Source organism: Nocardia sp. NRRL S-836 (genome assembly GCF_001279525.1).
Lineage (GTDB): Bacteria > Actinomycetota > Actinomycetes > Mycobacteriales > Pseudonocardiaceae > Lentzea.
On sequence record NZ_LGDY01000096.1, the window covers coordinates 72,836 to 92,593 of the forward strand.

A 19,758-nucleotide genomic window follows, 5' to 3' on the forward strand; every position below is an offset into this window, starting at 1 on the left:
TCGTTAGAGGCGTACGTTATTCAATATGCGAATCATCATGTCCAGCGTTCCGCAGCACGGGCACCTGCTGCCGTTGCTCCCGCTCGCCCGTGCGTTCGCCGGGCGCGGGCACGAGGTGGCGGTGCTGACCGCCGAGGGCATGCGGCCGGTGGTCGAGCGGCAGGGGTTGCGGCTGTTGCCGGCCGGGGTGATGCCGGAGGCGCTGTTCGCCGAGATCATGCGCAGGATCGGGGCGGATCCGGCGCACGACCCGCGGCCGGACACGGTGGCGGAGTTCTTCGCGGGGACGCGGGTCGACCTGTCCGCGGACGAGGCGTTGGCGGCCGTCGAGGGGTTCGCACCGGATCTGGTGGCCGTGGACACGTGTGACTACGTGGGGCCGTTGGTGGCGGCTGCGGTGGGGGCGCCGGTGGCGACGCTTGCCTACGGGCCGCCGATGCCGCCCGAGTTCACCGAGGCGATGGACGCGATGGCGCAGGGGCAGCACGCGCGGCGGGGGTTGCCGGCGGCGGAGCGGCGGTGGGTGCTGGACACGTGGCCCGCGTCGATGCGGCCGCCGGGGTGGCGGGCGCCGCACGGGTGGTTGCCGTTGCGGCCGGAGGCGTTCCGGGTGCCGGGTGGTGCCGCGGAGAAGCTGCCGGTGGCGGGGCGGCCGCGGGTGCTGGTGACGTTCGGGACGTACTTCGGCGACCCGGCCAAGCTCGGTCCGCTGGTGCGCGCGCTGTCCGGGCTGGACGTGGAGGTCGTCGTCACGCTCGGGCTGGTGACGCGGCCGGAGGAGTTCGACGTCGACCGCGAACGGGTGCGGTTCGTGGGCTTCACGCCGTTGGAGGACCTGCTGGACGGCGTGGACGTCGTGGTCACGCACGGCGGGGCGGGGACGACTGCGGCGGCGCTGGCGAAGGGGGTGCCGCTGGTGGTGCTGCCGCAGGGCGCCGACCAGTTCTTCCAGGTCGAACGGGTCGCCGCGGCGGGCGCGGGTCTGGCGCTGCTCCCGCCGGCCCAGACGCCGGAGGCGCTGGTGGACGCGGTGCGTGCCGTGCTGGCGGACGGGGCCGTCAGGGAGAATGTCACGGCGATCGCCGCCGAGATCGCCACGATGCCCTCCGCCGACGAGGTGGCGGTGCTGCTGGAAGAAGGTCGATGACCCGGTCGTACCACTCGCCGCGCCGCGCGCGGGATGCCGCCGACACCCGGCGCGACATCCTGCGTGCGGCGACGGAGTTGTTCTCCGCCAACGGGTACGCGCGGGTGACGGTGAACGACATCGCGCACCGGGCCGGTGTCGCGCCGCAGACCGTCTACTCGAGTGCGGGCGGCAAGTCGGACGTGCTGCACAAGATCGTCGCCGAGTCGATCGCCAGGAGTGACGCGGCGGCGACGACCACGGCGGTGCTGCGGACGGCGAGCGTGGCCGAGGCGATGACGTTGCTCGCGCGCGGCACGCGGATGGGCAACGAGGGCGAGCAGCAGGTCGTCGAGGTGCTCTACGCGGCGCTTCCGGTGCATGAGGACGGTGCGCTGCTGTGGGAGCAGGCCACCGCCCCGTACCGGCAGGCGCTGACCGTGGTGGCGGAACACCTGCGGGACAAGGGGTTGCTCACCACGGACGTCGGACGGGCCGCGGACGTGCTGTGGTTCTGCTTCGGGTTCGGCGCGTGGCGGACCCTGGTGAGGGAGTGCGGCTGGAGCTGGGACGAGGCCGAGGTGTGGCTCGCCCGACAGGCGGTCGGCATGATCGGCGGGAATGCCTGAGCAGCACGCGGGCTTGTACCGGGTCGTGAAGCTCGTCTACGTCTTCGACGCCTACTGCGGCTGGTCGCACGCCTTCTCCGGCACCCTGCTCGCCGTCACCGAACGCCACCCGGACCTGCCGGTCGAGGTCGTCTCCGGCGGCCTGTTCACCGGGTCGCGACGGGTCCCGATCCGCGAGTTCGGGTTCATCAAGGATGCGAACGTCCAGGTCACCGCCCGCACCGGCGCCCGGTTCGGCGACGCCTTCAACCGGGTGCTCGACGAGGGCGAGTTCGTGATGGACTCCGAGGCCGCCGCCCGTGGCGTGATCGCGTTGCGCGACGCCGCCCCCGAGCGGGCCGCCGAGCTGGCCATCGCGGTGCAGCAGGCGTTCTTCCACGACGGGCGGAGCCTGTCCGACCCGGAGACCTTCCGCGCGATCGCGGCCGAATTCGGGCTCGACGCCGACGCGGTGGTCGCGGCGTTCCACGGCGCACAGCCCGAAGTGGACTTCGAGCGCGCGGCCCGGTTCGGCGTGAACGGCTTCCCGACGCTGATCGCGGTCGACGGGTCGCGGGCGTACGCGCTCGCACGCGGGCACGCCGACGCGGACGAGGTCGAGCAACGGCTGGCCGCCATCGGCTGAGTCAGACGCGCGCCTCGATGGTGCCGCGCAACGCCTTGGCGAACCGGCGCAGCCCGGGGCCGTCGGGCCGGTACGCGAGGACCTCCTGCCCGTCGATGTCGCGCGCCAGCGGCGTGTCCATCACGGTCCGCCCGTCCGGCAGCGTCGTGGTCAGCGCGTCCAGCCTGCCGACCAGCACACACCGCCGTCCCAACGCGGGCAGCAGGGTCGTGATCTCCCAGCGCAACGCCTCCGACGGCACGGTCACGTCGATGATCACCACCCCGGACGCGTGCGCGAAGGCGACGACGGCCTGCTGCCACACGGCGTGCGCCACCGTCACGACGGTGAGCCGCGGCGACAGGATCTTGGTGCTCTTGCGGGCCATCCGGGCGACCCGGCCGGGAATGTCGCGTTCGGACCGGATGCGTTCGGTCAGGGCGCGTTCGGCGTGGCGTGCCTTGAGGTAGCTGAAGAGCAGCAACGGCACCGAGACGCCGACCAGCGCGATCAGCAGCCACATCAGCACGAACACGAGCAGGCCGAGCGCCATGGCCGCCCCGAGCGCCTGCCCGATCCCGTCCAGCGGATCGCTGCCGCGGGGCGAGGACATGAAGTCGGCCAGCACCATGTCGCCACCGAACTCGATGAACCACCACACGAACGCACCGGCCGCGGCGAGCACGACGACGGTGCCGAACCCGGAGGCCTTGCGCGGCGCGGCCGACCCGCCGATGCCGCGGATCATGTCGTCGTCGAGCGTCACCAGCCGCCACGACCCGCCGATCGCGTTAGTCGCGGCGAAGCTCAACGCGCGGGTGGCGTCCGCGTAACCGAAGCGCCGCAGGAACAACACGAGCCGCCGGCGGCCGCGCAGCAGCTGGACGCCGAGCCACAGCCCGGCGAACCCGGCGACCGCGCACCACGCCGTGTACAGCGCGGCCTTGTCCCGGTCGTGGCTCGCGACGGAGTCGGTCACCAGCATCGCGACCAGGTAGACGAGTCCGATCAGGCCGACGACGCCGACCATCACCAGCGGCACCCCGGCCGCGACCGCGAACGCCCTGCCCACCCGCCTGCCCGCGTCCGGACGTGGCCCGTCCAGCACGATCCGCACGCCCACCGCACACCTCCCGCCGATGCCGGAACACCAGTGTGAGGACGGCGGGGCCGGTCCTGATACACCGACGATCAGGTGACGTGCGCGTGGTGGCGACCGGCCCAGGCCGACACGACCGGCAGCACGTCGGTCAGCCACTCGCGCGCGGCGGCGGTCAGCTCGTAGCGCGCCGCGCGACGGACGACGAAACCGTTGTCCTGCAAGCGTTCCAACGTCCGGTGCACGGACGGTCCGGCCGCGGCGACCAGTTCCTCGAACGGCAGTGGACCGTCCGACAACGCCACGAGCACCTGCGGCATCAGGTCGTTGCCCACCAGCTCCTGCAACGCGAGCAGGTGGTGCAGCGCGGAGGCGTCGAGCCGGCGTTCCGGGAACGCGCCCTGGTCGTGCACCCGCACGCACGCGCGGCCGCCGCGCTTGGCCCGTTGCAGGGCGGCGTCGGCCTCGCGGACCAGGTCGATCAGCGTGTCGTCGGGGCCGGGCACGTGCGCGGAGACACCGATCGACGCGGTCTGGCCGCTCAGCGTGAGGCCGTAGCCGTCGTTGGTGGTGATCTCGGTCCGCAACGCCCTGATGCCGCGCAGGACCCGTTCGGCGACGACGGCCGCCTCACCCGGCGTGGTGCGGGGCAGCAGCACGAGGAACTCGTCGCCGCCGTACCGGCAGACCAGGTCGGCCGAGCGGGTGTGCGCGGCCAGCACGTCGGCGACGTCGCTCAGCACCACGTCGCCGGCCGGGTGGCCGTAGTCGTCGTTGATCTTCTTGAACCGGTCGAGGTCGATCATCAGCAGCGCGACCTGCTCCCAGCGGCGCTGGGCCCTGCGGTACAGCGCGGGCGCCTGGTCGTCCCAGCCCCAGCGGCCGAGCAGGCCGGTGAGCCGGTCCGTCGCCCACGCGCCGACCGGCTGTGCGCACGAGCCACAGCGAGTGGGAGCGCTCTCGTCGTGCAGGCGAAGAGAACGAGCAGCGCCTTCGGTCACCGTCAGCCCCATCCGCGCAGTCGTCATCAGTCCCCCCAGACATCAGCCCTGACCGGCCCTGGCTGCCACGTTCAACTGAGGTGACGTCGTTCGGATCAAACGCGACACAGCAGTGGAAGCGGCGGACTGTGATGATAGGGCTACGCACGGGTGGATTCAACCCTTGTGATGCCATATGCTCACTCGGTTCCACAACAGTGGAATCATCGCCGGCCGATGGGTCGCTCCAGCGGAGGTGTGGCGTGAGGCCGTTCGCCGAGGTCCTCAACGAGCTGTGCAACAACCCGCCCCACCACCAGGGCAGGATGACCAACGTGGCGCTCGCCGCGGCGGTCAAGCAGCGCGGTGGCGACATCGGGCACGGCTACATCTCGCAGCTGCGGCTCGGGGTCAAGGACAACCCGACCTGCCAGGCCATCGTCGACCTCGCCGGCGCGCTGGGCGTCCACCCGGCCGTGTTCCTGGGCGGACGCGGTGAGCTCTACCCCGGCGAACGTCCCGGCTGGCGCGCGACCGCGCTGAGCACGCTGTTCGAGGCGGTGCACCCGCCCGACCGCGGGCCGTGGTCACCGGAGGAGGTCGCGGCCTCGATCAGCGGTTCCGGCCACTACGGCAGCATCTCCGCCAGCTACATCCGTGAGCTGCTCAGCCAGTCCAGCGCGAACCCTCGGCTCAAGCACATCCTCGGCCTGGCCGACCACTTCGGCGCCGACCCGGCGTACTTCTTCGACGACGACGTCGCGGCGAAGGTCGACTCGGAGCTGACCGACTTCCTGGCGTTGCGCGAGCTCGGCGTGGTCGAGTTCGTCACCCGGCTGGCCGAACGCACGGGTGAACTCTCCCCACAGGCCAGAGCCGCTGCGGTAGAAGGGTTCCGGCAGGCGCTCGAGGTCGGTGAGGGCTGGACGTTCCCGATGAAGGGCCGGCGCACCCCGCCCGGCCACGCGTGAAGTTCGCGACCTGGACCGCAGTTGCCGAGGACGAGAGGAGGCGCCGGGTGAACCGCAGGAAGCTGCGCTTGCTCGTCGACGAGGTCACCCGCGACCTCGACCTGCCGCCCGGCGCGACGCACCGGGACGCGAGCCGCCGGGTCTGCGAGCTCATGGGCGAACGGCTCGGCCGCCCGGTCGAGGTGCGCTTCGCCGCGATCACCGGCACGACCTGCCTGAGCGGCGCGACGGCGTTGCTGGAGAACGGCACGTACCTCGTGATCTGCGCGGACTCGCCGTCGTGGTATCACCGGCTGCACGTGCTGCTGCACGAGTTCGCGCACGCCTTGCTGCGGCATGAACCCGTGACGCTGACGAAGAGCGAGGGCATGCGCAAGCTCGCCCCGAACCTGCTGCCGCGGATGGCGCAGATCATCGCCGGGCGCACCGCGCTCACCGACGACGAGGAGCGCGAGGCCGAGAACCTCGCCGACCACCTGCTGGAACGCCTGACGGAGCACCACGTCTGGGCGGACACGGTGGCCACGGACACGGCACCGCACGTGCGGCGGATCGCCGAGTCCCTGGAAGGAAGATCCCGCTGGGTGCGTCGTGGCGATCTTTAACCTGATCTACCTCTCCTGCGGTCTCATCGGCCTGCTGCTGCTGGCGTACAAGATCCGGGCCCTGCGCTCGAACTGGGGCAGCCCGCGGGTCGTCGCGTTGATCTCGACGGTGTTCTTCTCGGCGTTCGCGGTGTTCTTCGCCGCGCCCGCGAACATCACGTGGCTCAACTGGGTGTCCGGTGTGCCGAACTTCGCGGTGCCGCTGGTCTACTCGCTCGTGGTCGGCTTCGCGGGCTCGTCGTTCGCGCTGGTGCTGTGCTGGCGTTACCCGGCCGGGCAGGCGTGGCGGCGGGTCCGGCTGATCCTGGTCAGCTACGGCTCGGTCATCGCGGCGATGGTCGCGCTGTTCCGCTCGTCCGACGTCGGGCAGGAACGCCAGATCGACTTCGACACCTACTACGCCACCCAGCCGACCGTGGCGGCGTTCCTGTTCATCTACCTGGTGGCCACGGTGGTCGGCTGCGGCGGTCAGGCCTACCACTGCTGGCAGGGCGCGCGCGACCAGGCGATCACCGCCCGGCCGTGGCTCGCGCGCGGCCTGCTCTGGTACTGCTTCGCCGGGCTGTTCCCGGTGGCGTTCGCGTTGATCAAGCTGTTCGTGCTGCTGATGGACTGGGCCGGTGAACGCGGTTTCGACGTGCTCAGCCTGACCGCGCCGCTGATGGCGTCGCTGAGCATCATCCCGCTGGTGATCGCGATGGCGCTGCCGGTGTTCGGGCCGCGCCGGCCGTCGCCGCGGCTGTGGCTGCGCCGGTGGCGGACGTACTTCCTGCTGCGGCCGTTGCACCGCGCGCTGGCGCACGTGAACCCGCACATCGTGCTGGTCGCGCCGGGCAAGTTCCTCAACCCGCACCACCGCGTGCGCAGGCAGATCATCGAGCTGAACGACTGGCGCTGGGCGTTGACGCCCTACTACGACCACTCCGTCGGCGAGTCGGCCGCCGCCCTGGCCCGCCGGGCGGACCTGCCGGGCGACGAGCTGGCCGCCGTGGTCGAGGCCGCCCAGCTGCGCGCCGCGGGCACCACCGAGGCCCGTCGCCGGCCACCGCAGCGCCGCCCGGCCGCCGAGATCGTCGACGGCACGGACCTCGCCACCGAACACGACCGATGGGTGCGCATCTCGCGCGCGTTCCAGCACTCGCCCATCGTCGACGCCGCGGTGGCCGACGCCACCCGCGTGCACGCAGCAAGGGGAAACGACTAGATGGCTCCGACACACGCCGTTGTCCTCGGCGGAGGCCTGGCCGGCATGCTGGCCGCCACCGTCCTCATCAGACACTTCGACGAGGTCACCGTCGTCGAGCGCGACAAGCTGCCCGACGGCCCGGAGCCGCGCACCGGCGTGCCCCAGGCCCGGCACGCGCACCTGCTGATGTCCGGCGGCGCCCGCGCGATCGAGGAGCTGCTGCCGGGCACGCTGGACGAGCTCTACGCCGCGGGTGCCCACCGCATCGGCGTTCCGGACGCGCTGGTGTCGCTGAGCGCCCAGGGCTGGGTGCCGCGGTTCCCCGAGATGCAGTACATCGTCTCGTGCAGCCGCAGCCTGCTCGACTGGGTCGTGCGCAGCCGGGCGTTGCGGGACACCAAGATCTCCGTGCTCGCCGGCACCGAGCCGGTGGCGTTGCTCGGCGACCGCGAGGCCGTCACGGGCGTGCTCGTCGAGGACCGCGTCTCCCGCGAGCACGTGTCGCTGGAGGCGAACCTCGTCCTCGACGCCACCGGCCGGGCCTCGAAGCTCTCCCGGTGGCTGGCGGACTTCGGCCTGCCCGAGGTCCCGCAGGAGACGGTCGACTCCGGCCTCGCCTACGCCACCCGCGTCTTCCGCGCCCCCGCCCCGGCCGCAGCGGGCTTCCCGATCGTCAACGTCCAGGCCAACCCCCGCGACCCGCACCCCGGCTGCACGGCGACGCTGCTGCCGATCGAGAACGGCCGCTGGCTCGTCACCCTGTCCGGCACCCGTGGCGGCGAACCCACCACCGACGAGGCGCGGTTCGTCTCGTTCGCCCGCTCCGTCCGCGACCCGCTCGTCGGCGACCTCATCGCCGGAGCCGAGCCGCTGAGCCCCGTGTACGGCGCGCACGGCACCGCCAACCGCCGCCTGTACTTCGAACGCCTGAAGTCGTGGCCCACCGGCGTTCTCGCGCTCGGCGACTCGGTCGCCACCTACAACCCGGTCTACGGCCACGGCATGTCGGTCGCCGCGCAGAGCGCACTGGCCCTCGACGCCGGCCTGCGCTCCGGTTCCACCGTGCAGCAGGTCCAGCGCGACATCGCGAAGGTCGTCGACGGCGCCTGGGCCATGGCCACCAACCAGGACATCCTCTACCCCGGCGCGGTCGGCAAGCCGCTGTCGCTGACCGGCCGCGTCCTGCAGCGCTATGTCGACCGCCTGGTCCGCACCGCCACCACCGAACCCACCGTCACCCGCGCCTTCATCGACGCGTTCACGCTCTCCGGCCCGATGACGAAGCTGATGAGCCCCAGGGTCCTCCTCGCCACGCTGCGCGGACCTCGCGGCACACCGCCGGCACCGACCCTCACCGCCGAGGAACGGTCCCGCGTCACCGGCCCGGTGTGAACCGCATGCTCTGCACGTACGCCATGGCCTCGATGAACGCCGGGTCGGCCATCCTGGCGTTCAGCTCCTCGGCGGTGGGGTGCGCCACGCGCTGATGCACCCACCACAGGTTCCCGAACGGATCCGCGAACCTGCTCACCCGGTCGCCCCAGAACAACTCCGTCGGCTCGGTGACGACCACCGCCCCGCCGGCCCTGGCCCGTTCGAGCACCGCCGCGTCGTCGGCGACGTACAGCCGCAGGAACCCCGGTGTCGCCGGCCAGTCCGGGTGGTCGAACAACATCACCACCGAGTCCCCGATCCGCACCTCCGCGTGCCCGATCGCACCCGGCTCCCCGTAGCCGAGGTCGCGCAGGCGGTCGACGTCACGGCGGACGGTGCGCGAGGTGACGCCGAGCCGGGCCGCGAGCTCACTGCCCCACCCTCGGCCTGCGCACCGCCGCGCGCCAGCCCGTCTCCGGCATCGCCGACGCCTCCCTGCGCGCACTCGCCAAGCTCCAACAGGTCCTGCCGCCCCGCCTGGCCCGCCGCGTCACCTCCCTCACCGCCGCGACGTCGTCCTCCCCCGCCCGCCCGGCTCGGTGGCCGACCCCGCCGAGCTGACCGCGGTCGCCGCCGCCACCCACTCCCGCGAACGCCTCCGCTTCTCCTACCTCGTGGCGGCCCAGCGCCACGAGCCGGGTGGGTTCCACGTGCCGCCGGGAACTGACGCCCTCGGTGGAGCTCACGTCGCTCGCCTGCGACTTCACCGTGCACGGCCCCGCACCGCTGATCGAGCACCTGGCGGCGATGGCCGCCCGCATCACCCGCTCGATAGGCGCCGGATCAAGGACAGAAACATGACAAACGATCTGAACCGCACCCGGATCGTTAACCTGCGTGCCACGGCAACTGTCCGCAGACCACACCCGGCACAGCGGAAGAACGGTGACCCCCGTGCCCCTCGACATCCACCCGAAGGTGTTCCTGTCGTTCGCCGGCAAAGACCGCCCCCACGCCGACTCCCTGCACGAGGAGCTGGAGTCCCGCAACGTCACCACGTTCCTCAACGAGCTGACCGAAACCCCCGTTCCCGACGCCATCGCCTCCTCGGACTACTACGTCCTGCTGTGGTCCTCCCACACGCCCTCGCGTGAGTGGGCCACCGACAGCTGGACCGCCGGCTTCGCCGCGGAGCTGACCCGCCGCCGCGCGTTCCTGTTCGTCGTGCGGGTGGACGAGGAACCGCTGCCGCTGCTGACCCCGCGCAAGCACATCGACCTCGTGGACGCGGCCGACCGCCTGGTCACGACGTGGCGCGCGGACCGCAAGTCGGCGCTGCCGGTGTTCCCGCAACCCCGCCCGCCCGTTCCCGACGGCCCCACGGTCGCGGTGCCGGTGCGCAGCCACGACCTCGGCATCACCCACGTGGTGATGGCCCCGCTGCACCTGACCGGGGAGTCACTGCACCGGGCCGTGCACAGCGCGTTGCGGCTGCCGGAGGAACAGGCCGGCTTCGACGGCCAGGTCGGCCTGCGCTTCTCGTACCGGCTGTCGCAGCAGGGCACCGTGATCGCTCCCGGTGAGTCCACAGTGGACCCCAGGTCCGACGTGGTCGACCTGGGCATCCACGTCGAGTGGCTGGCCGGCGACGACGCGCTGGACGTGGACCAGAAGCGGCTGCTGCTGATCGCCGCCTTCCGCCACCTGCTCCCCTGAAGCAGACGTGCGCCATCCGCGCACGCCCCGGCCGCGTTTTTCACCCGATCCGGGTCCACGCACGCGTGCGCACAACCCGGTAGGTTCTCCGGCATGGTCGAGCCGTTCTCGTGGGTGCCCACCGGAATCAACACCGACGTGCCCAGCGCGGCACGCGTCTACGACTTCCTGCTGGGAGGCGGCCACAACTTCGCCTCCGACCGCGTGGTCGGCGAGAAGGTGCTCGGCGTCCTGCGCGACGGCCGCGCCATCGCGGCGTCGAACCGCTCGTTCATGCGCCGCGCCGTGCTCCTGATGATGCAGCACGGCATCACCCAGTTCCTCGACCTCGGCTCCGGCATCCCCACCGTCGGCAACGTCCACGAGATCGTGCAGCAGGAGAACCCGGACGCCCGCGTCGTCTACGTCGACCACGACGAGGTCGCCGTCTCCCACAGCCAGCTCATCCTGGAGGGCAACCCGAACGCCGACGTCGTCCAGGCCGACATGTGCGCCCCGCACCAGGTGCTCACGGACCCGGTCGTCAAGGACCTCATCGACCTCTCCAAGCCCGTCGGCCTGCTGATGGTCGCGGTCCTGCACTTCGTGTCCGACGAGAAGGGCCCCGCCGACGTCGTCGCCCGCTACCGCGACGCCATGCCCCCCGGCAGCCTGATCGCGTTATCCCACCTCACCGCCGACTTCAAGCCGCAGGAGATGGGCGCCGTCGTCGAGGCCATGAAGCACAGCCGCGACCCCATGTACTTCCGCTCGCGCGACGAGTTCCTCACGATGTTCGCGGGCATGGAGGTCCTCCCGCCGGGCGTCGTCGCGGCACCGCACTGGTACCCCGAGCTCGGCCCGGCCGGAGAAGGCGGCCCCGAGGACGTCTACGTGGGAGTCGCCCGCAAGGTCTGATCCCCTCGTCGGGGAGAATGCCGCCGTGGAGCCGCTCGAGACCGCACCGGGCGTGCGGGCCCGGATGAGCAAGCAGAAGACCCGCGACACGCAGATCGAGGTGGAGCTGCGCCGGGCGCTGTTCGCCGCGGGCCTGCGCTACCGGGTGCACCGCAGGCCGGTGAAGAGCGTGCGACGCGAGGCCGACATCGTCTTCACCTCGGCAAAGGTCGCGGTGTTCGTCGACGGCTGCTTCTGGCACGGCTGCCCCGAGCACGCCACCTGGCCGAAGAACAACGCCGAGTTCTGGCGGACGAAGATCGAGACCAACCGCCGGCGTGACCTGGACACCGACGCGAAGCTCGCCGACGCCGGCTGGCTGTCGGTGCGCGTGTGGGAGCACGAGAGCGCCGCAACCGCGGCCGCCCGCGTGCACGAGGTCGTGCTGGGCAGGCGGCCGCGCTGAGCGGTCAGGAGGAGCGGAAGAAGCCGGGCCCACGTCTCCGGGTGCGTGCACTGATGCGTTCACGCTAATGGAGCATCAAGTCGCCCGGACGCGATGCCGATGACCAGCATGTAGGCCGCCTGAGGGCCGCTACGATCGATTCGTGCGCGAACCGCTTGAACGAGACGACGAGATCGCGCACCTCCGTCAAGCCCTGGACGCAGCCACCCGTGGTGAGGGTCGCGTCGTCATCATCGAGGGTCGTGCGGGCATCGGCAAGACCCGGCTCGTGCACGAGTGCCGTGAGCTGGCCAAGGAGCGCGGGTTCGGGCGGTTGCAGGCCGTGGGTGACGGGCTGGAGACCGCCATGGCGTGGGGTGTCGTGCGGCAGCTGGTCGAGCGGTCGATCTCGCGCTACTCGGGTGAGGTCAGGGAGAAGATCCTCGCCGGGCCGTCGGGTGCCGCGCTCAAGGCGCTCGACGACGCGGCGCTCGACCCGAGCGAGGCCGAGCTCGCCCGCACGCTGCACTCGCTGTGGTGGGTGGCGGTCGACCTGTCGTCCACGCGGCCGTTGCTGATCACGGTGGACGACGCGCACTGGGCCGACCTGTCGTCGCTGCGGTTCCTCGTCTACCTGTCGCGCCGGATCGCGGACCTGCCGATCGCCCTGGTCGTCGCCACCCGGCCGCCCGCGGACAACGCCGGTCCGCTCGCCCAGCTCAGCCTGTCGGCCGACCGGTTGCTGCCGCGGCCCCTCACCCCCGATGCGCTCAGCACGCTGGTGGGCGGGCACCCGGAGGTGGTCAAGGCGGTGCACGCGGCCAGCGGCGGGAACCCGTTCCTGGCGGGGGTGCTGGTCGACGAGCTGGCGGCGCTCGGGTTGCCGATCGACGACGCGAACACCGCGGAGAAGGTCGGCGGGCTCGGGCCCAGCACCGTCTTCCGCGCCACGCTCGGACGGCTGCCCGCTGCGGCCGTCTCCCTCGCGGGTGCGGTCGCGGTCCTCGGATCGCACGCCGACCCGTGGCAGGCGGCGGCACTCGCGCAGACCGCTGACCTGCCGGCCGCGGTGGAGGCGCTGGTGGCGGCGAACGTGATCGTCACCGGCGATCACCTGGAGTTCGTGCACCCCGTGGTGCGTGAGGCGGTGTTGAGCAGCCTCGGCCCGATCGCGCGTGCTTCGTTGCATGCGCGCGCTGCGACGGCGTTGGCAGAAGCCCACGCGTCGGCAGATCGGGTGGCGGCGCACCTCGTCCACGCCCCGAAGGGCACGCTCCCGAACGCCGCCGAGGTGCTCAGGAAGGCCGCGTCGGCGCTGCTGGCCGCCGGTGACGCGCGCATGGCCGCCGCCCACCTCACGCGTGCCGTGGACGAGCGGCCCGACGACGCGGCCCTGCGCGCGGAGCTGGGCAGGGCGCTGCTGCGGACCGGCGACGCGGTCAACGCCCACCGGCACCTGAAGGCGGCCGCGGCCGGGCTGCCGGACGCCGAGCTCGTGGCCGCCGCCGCGTCCGCGACGGCCGTGATCGAGGGGCCCGCGGCCGCGATCGAGGAGCTCACCGAGGCCATCGCGCGGCGGCCGGATGGCGAGTCGCGGCTGCACCTGGAGGCCAGGCTGGCGGTGTTCCGGTCGTTCCTGCCCGACCAGCGCCAGGTCGCGTCCGCGCACCTCAGCGGCTACGCGCACCTGGCAGGCGGCACGCCGGACGAACGCACGCTGCTGGGCCTGCTCGCCCAGATGGGCCGCTACGAGGTGTGGCCGCACGAGGAGGTCGCCGCGACCGCGACGCGCGCGCTGGCCAACGGCGCGTACTTCGACGACGCGACCGGCAGCACGGACGAGATGGTCGCGTGGCTCGTGGCGCTCCTCGCGTTGATGGCCGCTGACGGAGTCGATACGGCGCAACGAGAGATCGAACGCGCACGGCTCAAGGTGCGCGCGCACGGTTCGCCGATCGAGTTCGCGATGGTGACGAACGCGGCGTTGTTCCTGAGCTGGCGCACCGGCAACATGCGGGCGGTCGAGGCCGAGGCGGAGGGTGCGCTGGCCGCGGTCGCCCACGAGGACCCCGGCTCGACCGTGATCAGCCTGCGCGCGACCTCCACCCACTTCGCGGTCTACGCGGCTCTCGAACGTGGTGACACGGCAGCGGCGGCGTCGTTCATCAACGCCTTCGACCGGGCACACGCCCATGCCCGCCCGACGATGCCGACGATCTGGTTGCACGAGGTGCGCGCGCTCATCGCGTTGGCCGGGAACGACCCCCGCAGGGCGATGTCCGAGGCGTACCGGCAGCGCGACGCCATGCACCGGGTGCACGTCGACCCGCCCACGATCCCGTGGCGCGCACCGGCCGCGAGGGCCGCTCTGCTGCTAGGTGAGCAGGAGCTCGCCCTCGAACTCGCCGCCGAGCAGGTGGAGGTGGCCCGCAGGTGGGGCGCCGCCACGGAGGTCGGCGCGGCCCTGCGGCTGCTCGCCCATGCCGACCCGGCCGCGCGCCTGGACCTGCTGGCCGAGTCCGTGCGGGTCCTGGAGGGCTCGCCGGCCCGGCTGGAGCTGGCCCGGTCGCTGGTCGACCTCGGTGAGGCGCTGCGGGTGGCCCGCAAGCGCACCGACGGCCGCGAACCGCTGCACCGGGCGATCGAGCTCGCGGGCGAGTGCGGCTCCGCGGCGTTGCGGACGCGCGCGACCGAGGCTCTGGAGGCGCTGGGTGACCGGCCGCGCCGGCAGGTCGTGGTGGGTGCGGAGGCGCTGACCGCGTCGGAACGCCGGGTCGCCGACCTCGCCGCCACCGGACGTGCGAACCGGGAGATCGCCCAGGAGCTGTTCGTGACGCCGAAGACGGTCGAGAACCACCTCGGCCGCATCTACACGAAGCTCGGGATCGCAGGTCGCAGGGACCTCGCCCGCGTTCTGGCCTAGAACGGATGCACGTGGGGGTGTCCCTGATACACCCATCTTTCCCGCCGCGGGGTTGAGGGATCTCCCCTCATGCCCTTGGGGGTCCGCCTCGGCGAATCTTGTGTCACCGCAGGGGAACACAGGAACTCGAAGGGGACACCGACATGATCCGCACCGCTCTCGTCGCCACCGCCGCCACCGCCACCATCGCCGCCGTCTTCGCCCCGATCGCCTCGGCGGACCCGGTCATCGGCACGCCGCCGCCGTGCGTGACCGCCGCCGACCTGGTCGGCCCGGACTTCTCCGTCCGCAAGTGCGGTGTCAGCGACGTGGACCAGTTCCGCGCCGGTCTGGAGAACGACGGCGGCGCCTACTGCGGCCCGACCTCGCTCTACAACGTGCTGCACTACTGGGCCCACCAGAAGGCCGCCCCGGTCGGCTGGCTCACCACCAAGGTCGCGAACCTCGACCCGAAGGACCCGGCCGACTACGGCGTCATCACCAACTCGATCGGGCGCATCGGCGTGGACGCCAAGTACAGCGGCAGCGGCACCAACCTCACCAACCTGCGCACCGCGTGGACCATCGCCACCAAGCCGGCCCGTGACGCCGGCTGGACCACCACCACGGGCGGCGTCAGCACGCACGAGAACCCCGACTTCGCCGGTGACGTGGCCAAGAAGCTCAACGAGGGCCCGTTGCAGCTCGTCTACGGCCGGTACAAGGACGGCCCCACGACCGGTTCCCTGCAGCGCAGCGGCGGTCACATCGTCACCGTCGTGTCCGCCACGGGGTCGTTCGGCGGCAACACGATCCAGCTGAAGCTCGCCGACCCGGGCCGTGCGCTGGACCACGGTGACGGCGACTACCTGTCCACGCAGTCCGCCTACGAGGCGCTCGACGTCACCCTGACCAAGCGCTCGATCAAGGAGTACGTGCCGGTCAAGGACGACGAGAACACCCGTCAGGACGAGTCGCTGCAGCCGGGCACCTACCGCACCGTCACCCGCTGGGAGCTGACCGGCCCGCGCTACGTCGGCACGACCCGGCCGATGGTCGAGGGCTTCAACTGGTTCGACATGGCCAAGTGACCCCGGGCCGCAGGAGGCCGCGCTCCCCGCGAGGGGGCGCGGCCTTCGCGGCGTGATTCTCAGTCTGCTCTCACACATCGCGTCTAACCTGGGCATGTGCGTGTTCTCGTGGTGTCGGCGCCGTTGCTGGGTCATGTCTTCCCGTTGCTGCCGCTGGCGCTGGCGTTGCGGGAGGCGGGTCACGACGTCGTGATCGCCACCGGCGGCGAGGCGGTGAGGGCCGGCGAGTCGGGCCTGCCCGTCGAGGACGTCGTCGGGCCGGACGTCCACTTCGGCCGGGTCGCGGCGCGGATCATGCTCACCCACCCGCTGGTGGCACGGGCGGAGCTGCGCGGCAGCGGGAGGCTGGACTTCGTCTCCCGCCTGTTCGCCGCCGTCAACAACGCCATGACCGCCCCGCTGCAAGCGCTTGCCACCCGGTGGCGCCCGGACGTGGTCCTGCACGAACCGCTGGCGGCCGCGGGGTCGACGTTGGACGTGCCTTCGATCGTGCAAGACGTCTCGCTGTTCGACGGGCTGGAGCTCACCGCCGCCGTGAGCGCCCGGATGAAGGCCGAAACCCACGCGCCCGCAACGGTTCTGCGCACGGCCCCGGCCAGTCTGGCGAAGTTCCCCGGCGGGCTGCCGATGCGGTTCGTCCCCCACGCCGGCACCGGCGAGGTCCCCGCGTGGCTGGCGGAGCCGTCCGGCACGCCGCGGATCCTCGTCAGCCGCAGCACCGCCCCCGGCCCCGGCGCGGGCCGGATGATGGCCGCCGTGGTCGAGGCCGCCGCCCACGTCGACGCCGAGTTCGTCCTGGTCCGCCCCGACCGGACCGACGGCCTGCCCGACAACGTCAGGACCACGGGCTGGGTGCCCGTCCCGGCCGTGCTGCCGTTCTGCGACGGCATCGTGCACCACGGCGGCGCGGGCACGCTGCTGGCCGCGCTCGCCGCGGGCGTCCCGCAGCTGGTGGAGCCCGGTCCCGGCGACCGCACCGCGCACGCGACCGCGGTCGCCGGCCGCGGTGCCGGGCTGAAGGCGACGCCGCGCGACATCACCCCGGAACTGCTGACCACGCTGATCACGACGCCGAAGCTGCAGGCCGCCGCGTGCGAGGTGCGCGAGGAGATGGCGAAGATGCCCGCACCGGCGGATATCGCCCGTCAATGGGAAAGCATCGTCACCTAGATCGAGCAACCCGATCCGGCCCCGATTGTTTGCGTCACCCCATAGTGTGTTGTGGTGCGCATTCTCTTCTCGAGCCTGGGCTCGCACGGACACACGTATCCGTTACTCCCGCTCGCGGTCGCCGCCCGTGAGCAAGGGCACGACATCGTTTACGCGGTCGACTCCGGATTTCACGCTCCCGTCGCAAAGCTGGGTTTCACCGTCGTCGAGGCCGGCCTGAGCATCCTCGACGCGTTCACCCAGGCCAACAGCCTGCACGGGACCGATCAGTTCCAGCGCGAGATGCTCCGCCAGACCGCCTCGACGGCGTTCGGCTCGGTCCTCCCCCGCGCCTATGCCCGTGATCTGGCCCCGATCCTGGAAAGGGACAAGCCGGACCTGGTGGTCTTCGAGATCCTCAACCCCGGCGCGGGCGTCGCGGCCATCCAGGCGGGAATTCCGGCCGTCTGCCACGGTTTCGGCAAGGTTGACCCGATGATGGCCCCTGAGACCATGGTCACGCCACTGCTGGAGTACCTGGACGAAGTGGGCATCACGGTGCCGAATGGGCAGTTCTTCGGGCTTGGAGCGCCTTATCTCGACATCTTCCCGGCGTCGTTGCAGGACCTCGACCACCTGAGGGAGGTCGAGCGGATCCCGGTGCGGCCGGTGCCGTTCGCCGAGCCGGGGCAGGTGCCGGACTGGGTGCGCGAGCACCGCCGGCCGTTGGTCTACCTGACGTTCGGCACCGCGTTCGCCGGGCTGGAGCTGATCCAGCGGGCGATGGCCGGACTGTCGCGTTTGGACGCCGAGGTCCTGGTCGCGACCGGGCCGCAGGTGGAGGCCTCGCTGGTCGCCGACGCACCGGACAACGTGCACGTCATGTCGTGGGTGCCCCAGGCGGATCTGCTCGCGCACGCAGATCTCGTGGTGCACCACGGCGGCAGCGGCACAACGGTCAGCGCGATGACGACCGGGGTGCCGCAGCTGGTGCTGCCACAGGGCGCCGACCAGTTCCGCAACGGCGAGGTGGTCGCCGCGGCGAACCTCGGTGACCACCTCGTCGGCGAGGAGTTCACCGCGGACGCCGTGCACGACACGGTGGCCAGGCTGCTCAACGACGCGGCCGTCCACGACGCGGTCGAGAGCATCCGGCTGGAGATCGCGGCGATGCCGTCGCCGGCGGACGTGGTGCCGAAGCTGGTCGAGCTGGCGGGCTAGCGGAGCGGGTGCCCGGCGGGTGTCACTCGCTGGGCACCGGCTTCAGCGCGGTCAGCGCCTCCGGCACCGAGTCGTGCAGCCGGAGCACGTCGGCCACGCCGGTGACCTGCAACGGCCTCTTGACGGCGCGGTGCGGGGCCACGACGTGGAAGTCCATGCCGTGCTCGTCGGCGAGCTCGTGTGCGGTGATCAGCGTGGAGATGCCGGTCGAGCCGAAGAAGCTGACCCCGGTCAGGTCGGCGACCAGCGCCGGTCCCGCCGTCTCGAAGCCCAGGCGCAGCGCGTCCAGCACGACGTCGGCGGTGTCGGCGTCGATCTCACCCTCGACCGCGACGACCACCACTCCGGCGACCTCGTCGGCACGCACCGTCAGCAGCGGTGACTCATTGAACTGATCTTCGTTCACCAGCACTCCCCGGTGGCCGAAGCGCGTATGACTAGGACTCCGAGCACGCTGCTGAACCCGGCTGCGTCATCGACGTTACGGCTGTTGCTTACACACCACAACCTATTGCAACAGCATCCGTCGATCGGAGGCGACCGGCCCGGTGGCGCGTCACCGGGGGACCGCTCTCACCGTCGCGGGGTGGTTCTTCGTCGAGCAGCACGTTTCGCGGAGCCGGGCCGTCGCCGGTGGTGAGCGGTTGTGTGGTCACGGTTGTGTCTCGGCCGAGCAGGGGTTTCGTGTCCACAGTGGACAACCGTGGTCAAGGCCGATGTGACGTTGCTCATCCGACGGCGAACCGGAAGTTGCGCGACCTGCCGACGACGTACGGGCGCACGGCGTCGAACACCTCGGCGTGCCGGTCCTCGACGTGCAGCCGGGGCGAGATCAGCTTGAGCAGGTGGGTGGCGCCGGGGCTGATCTTGTCGTTGAGCGGGAGCAGGCCGAGGAAGATCGGCACGTCGGAGCCGGCGGCGCGCTCGCGGACGCTGTGCAGCGCTTCTGCCGGGAGATCGCTGAGCAGCACGTTGTCACCCTGGTAGGTGTGTGGCGGGAGTTCGCCGCCGCTCGCCCTGTGAAACGGCTTCACACCGAACTCCTCGGTGAGTCGTGGCGCCACCTTCAGGTGGTCGATGTCGAACGGCCTGGTGCTCGCGTAGGTGAGGCGGACGGTGTTCTGCCCCCTCAGCGGCTCCGGGAGCACCGGGATGTCCGGGAACGCGATGGTCGCGAGCGACGGTGTGACGTGGTCCGGCAGGTCCCACCGGTGAAACGCGTCGAACACCGCTTCGGCGTGTTTCGCGTCGAAGTACATCTCCCCGCTGTGAACCTGGTTCACAGGCAGCAGCTCGAACTCCAGGGTCGTCACCACCTCGCCGATCTTGTCCATGCTCCGGACGCGGTCGCGGGCGAGGCCGAACTCGCGGGCCAGCAGTCCGTGGCCGCCGCCGAGGGTGTAGCCGACCACGCCGACGTCACCGGCGTCGCCGCTGAGCGGGGCGAGGCCGTGCGGAGCGGCCGCGTCGATCACCTGCTGCCAGAGCGCGCCCGCCTCGACCGTGGCGGTGCGCTGGGCGGGGTCGACGTGGACGCCGTTCATCCGCTTGGTGGAGATGAGGACGCCGGTCGTCGGCGTGGTGAGGCCGTGACCGGTGGCCTGGACCTCGTACGGGAGGCCGTTGGCCTCGGCGTGCTCGACGGCTTTCCGCACGTCCTCGGCGTTCTCCACGGCGAAGATCACCTGGGGCTCGTGGCGCAGACCGGTCTGGAAGCCGCTGCGTTCGTCGTCGTAGCCGGGGTCGCCGGGGTGGAATATCTGCATGTTTCCAGGGTGGATGAG

Annotated in this window: 19 protein-coding genes and 1 pseudogene; 14 read left to right on the forward strand and 6 right to left on the reverse strand. The window is 71.6% G+C overall.

What is annotated here, in order from left to right; translation table 11 throughout:
• Positions 1 to 25 precede the first annotated feature (25 nt).
• The 3 genes from ADL03_RS18495 to ADL03_RS18505 are packed head-to-tail and all read left to right on the forward strand — an operon-like array spanning position 26 to position 2,380.
• A complete protein-coding gene (locus ADL03_RS18495) occupies positions 26 to 1,147 on the forward strand; it encodes a glycosyltransferase (protein ID WP_053734727.1) in 1,122 nt (373 codons plus the stop codon).
• Entirely contained in the window at positions 1,144 to 1,755 is a 612-nt protein-coding gene (locus tag ADL03_RS18500; RefSeq protein WP_053734728.1) for a TetR/AcrR family transcriptional regulator, read from the forward strand. Before ADL03_RS18495 ends, ADL03_RS18500 begins: the two co-directional genes overlap by 4 nt.
• Positions 1,748 to 2,380 carry a DsbA family protein gene (locus tag ADL03_RS18505; RefSeq protein ID WP_197288438.1) on the forward strand — a complete coding sequence of 211 codons (633 nt, stop codon included), beginning with the start codon at positions 1,748 to 1,750 and terminating at the stop codon, positions 2,378 to 2,380. The genes ADL03_RS18500 and ADL03_RS18505 overlap by 8 nt, the downstream gene beginning before the upstream one ends.
• A 1-nt stretch (position 2,381) precedes the next feature.
• Here ADL03_RS18505 and ADL03_RS18510 read toward each other — a convergent pair whose 3' ends face one another.
• Positions 2,382 to 3,476: a hypothetical protein gene (locus tag ADL03_RS18510; protein WP_157528912.1), complete on the reverse strand. Its 1,095-nt coding sequence runs from the start codon at positions 3,474 to 3,476 to the stop codon at positions 2,382 to 2,384.
• Positions 3,477 to 3,550: 74 nt separating this feature from the next.
• The gene (locus tag ADL03_RS18515; protein ID WP_082373252.1) at positions 3,551 to 4,486 is read right to left on the reverse strand and encodes a GGDEF domain-containing protein; all 936 of its coding nucleotides are present in this window, start codon (positions 4,484 to 4,486) and stop codon (positions 3,551 to 3,553) included.
• A gap of 215 nt (positions 4,487 to 4,701) precedes the next feature.
• On the opposite strand from ADL03_RS18515, the gene ADL03_RS18520 reads away from it, so the two are divergent.
• Genes ADL03_RS18520 through ADL03_RS18535 form a run of 4 tightly spaced genes read left to right on the forward strand, consistent with a single transcriptional unit; the run spans position 4,702 to position 8,592 of the window.
• Complete coding sequence (locus ADL03_RS18520; protein WP_053734731.1) at positions 4,702 to 5,409, forward strand: hypothetical protein; 708 nt, start codon at positions 4,702 to 4,704, stop codon at positions 5,407 to 5,409.
• Between the two features lie 47 nt (positions 5,410 to 5,456).
• Positions 5,457 to 6,014 carry a hypothetical protein gene (locus ADL03_RS18525; RefSeq protein WP_157528914.1) on the forward strand — a complete coding sequence of 186 codons (558 nt, stop codon included), beginning with the start codon at positions 5,457 to 5,459 and terminating at the stop codon, positions 6,012 to 6,014.
• Entirely contained in the window at positions 6,001 to 7,218 is a 1,218-nt protein-coding gene (locus tag ADL03_RS18530; protein ID WP_053734733.1) for an MAB_1171c family putative transporter, read from the forward strand. Before ADL03_RS18525 ends, ADL03_RS18530 begins: the two co-directional genes overlap by 14 nt.
• Entirely contained in the window at positions 7,219 to 8,592 is a 1,374-nt protein-coding gene (locus ADL03_RS18535) for an NAD(P)/FAD-dependent oxidoreductase (protein ID WP_053734734.1), read from the forward strand. It abuts the gene before it with no gap.
• Here ADL03_RS18535 and ADL03_RS48460 read toward each other — a convergent pair.
• Together ADL03_RS48460 and ADL03_RS48465 are read right to left on the reverse strand one after the other, a co-directional pair.
• On the reverse strand, positions 8,576 to 8,899 hold the full coding sequence (locus ADL03_RS48460; RefSeq protein WP_231642001.1) for a VOC family protein: 324 nt from the start codon (positions 8,897 to 8,899) through the stop codon (positions 8,576 to 8,578). The genes ADL03_RS18535 and ADL03_RS48460 overlap by 17 nt on opposite strands.
• A gap of 30 nt (positions 8,900 to 8,929) precedes the next feature.
• Positions 8,930 to 9,079: pseudogene (locus ADL03_RS48465) on the reverse strand (helix-turn-helix domain-containing protein); the annotation flags it as partial.
• Between the two features lie 440 nt (positions 9,080 to 9,519).
• On the opposite strand from ADL03_RS48465, the gene ADL03_RS18550 reads away from it, so the two are divergent.
• The 7 genes from ADL03_RS18550 (at position 9,520) to ADL03_RS18580 (ending at position 17,974) form a co-directional block, all read left to right on the forward strand.
• Positions 9,520 to 10,290, forward strand: a complete 771-nt coding sequence (locus ADL03_RS18550; RefSeq protein ID WP_197288439.1) for a toll/interleukin-1 receptor domain-containing protein — start codon at positions 9,520 to 9,522, stop codon at positions 10,288 to 10,290.
• 93 nt (positions 10,291 to 10,383) lie between these two features.
• A complete protein-coding gene (locus tag ADL03_RS18555; protein ID WP_053734737.1) occupies positions 10,384 to 11,187 on the forward strand; it encodes an SAM-dependent methyltransferase in 804 nt (267 codons plus the stop codon).
• A gap of 64 nt (positions 11,188 to 11,251) precedes the next feature.
• Positions 11,252 to 11,632, forward strand: a complete 381-nt coding sequence (locus ADL03_RS18560) for a very short patch repair endonuclease (protein WP_053734770.1) — start codon at positions 11,252 to 11,254, stop codon at positions 11,630 to 11,632.
• 142 nt (positions 11,633 to 11,774) lie between these two features.
• Entirely contained in the window at positions 11,775 to 14,534 is a 2,760-nt protein-coding gene (locus ADL03_RS18565; RefSeq protein ID WP_053734738.1) for an AAA family ATPase, read from the forward strand.
• A gap of 143 nt (positions 14,535 to 14,677) precedes the next feature.
• Positions 14,678 to 15,604 (forward strand): hypothetical protein, encoded by a 927-nt coding sequence (locus ADL03_RS18570; RefSeq protein ID WP_053734739.1) that lies wholly within the window; start codon positions 14,678 to 14,680, stop codon positions 15,602 to 15,604.
• A 96-nt stretch (positions 15,605 to 15,700) separates the two neighbouring features.
• Positions 15,701 to 16,774: a nucleotide disphospho-sugar-binding domain-containing protein gene (locus ADL03_RS18575; RefSeq protein WP_053734740.1), complete on the forward strand. Its 1,074-nt coding sequence runs from the start codon at positions 15,701 to 15,703 to the stop codon at positions 16,772 to 16,774.
• 54 nt (positions 16,775 to 16,828) lie between these two features.
• Entirely contained in the window at positions 16,829 to 17,974 is a 1,146-nt protein-coding gene (locus ADL03_RS18580; RefSeq protein WP_053734771.1) for a glycosyltransferase, read from the forward strand.
• Between the two features lie 22 nt (positions 17,975 to 17,996).
• On the opposite strand, the gene ADL03_RS18585 is transcribed toward ADL03_RS18580, so the two are convergent.
• Entirely contained in the window at positions 17,997 to 18,380 is a 384-nt protein-coding gene (locus tag ADL03_RS18585) for an STAS domain-containing protein (RefSeq protein ID WP_197288440.1), read from the reverse strand.
• Positions 18,381 to 18,702: 322 nt separating this feature from the next.
• Positions 18,703 to 19,740: an FAD-binding oxidoreductase gene (locus tag ADL03_RS18590; RefSeq protein WP_053734742.1), complete on the reverse strand. Its 1,038-nt coding sequence runs from the start codon at positions 19,738 to 19,740 to the stop codon at positions 18,703 to 18,705.
• Positions 19,741 to 19,758 lie beyond the last annotated feature (18 nt).

Bases quoted from the DNA above. Each gene is read 5' to 3' on its own strand.
- ADL03_RS18570 (WP_053734739.1), top strand. From the start codon at position 14,678: ATGATCCGCACCGCTCTCGTCGCCACCGCCGCCACCGCCACCATCGCC.
- ADL03_RS18515 (WP_082373252.1), bottom strand. From the start codon at position 4,486: ATGACGACTGCGCGGATGGGGCTGACGGTGACCGAAGGCGCTGCTCGT.
- ADL03_RS18555 (WP_053734737.1), top strand. From the start codon at position 10,384: ATGGTCGAGCCGTTCTCGTGGGTGCCCACCGGAATCAACACCGACGTG.
- ADL03_RS18535 (WP_053734734.1), top strand. From the start codon at position 7,219: ATGGCTCCGACACACGCCGTTGTCCTCGGCGGAGGCCTGGCCGGCATG.
- ADL03_RS18495 (WP_053734727.1), top strand. From the start codon at position 26: ATGCGAATCATCATGTCCAGCGTTCCGCAGCACGGGCACCTGCTGCCG.
- ADL03_RS18500 (WP_053734728.1), top strand. From the start codon at position 1,144: ATGACCCGGTCGTACCACTCGCCGCGCCGCGCGCGGGATGCCGCCGAC.
- ADL03_RS18560 (WP_053734770.1), top strand. From the start codon at position 11,252: ATGAGCAAGCAGAAGACCCGCGACACGCAGATCGAGGTGGAGCTGCGC.
- ADL03_RS18505 (WP_197288438.1), top strand. From the start codon at position 1,748: ATGCCTGAGCAGCACGCGGGCTTGTACCGGGTCGTGAAGCTCGTCTAC.
- ADL03_RS18590 (WP_053734742.1), bottom strand. From the start codon at position 19,740: ATGCAGATATTCCACCCCGGCGACCCCGGCTACGACGACGAACGCAGC.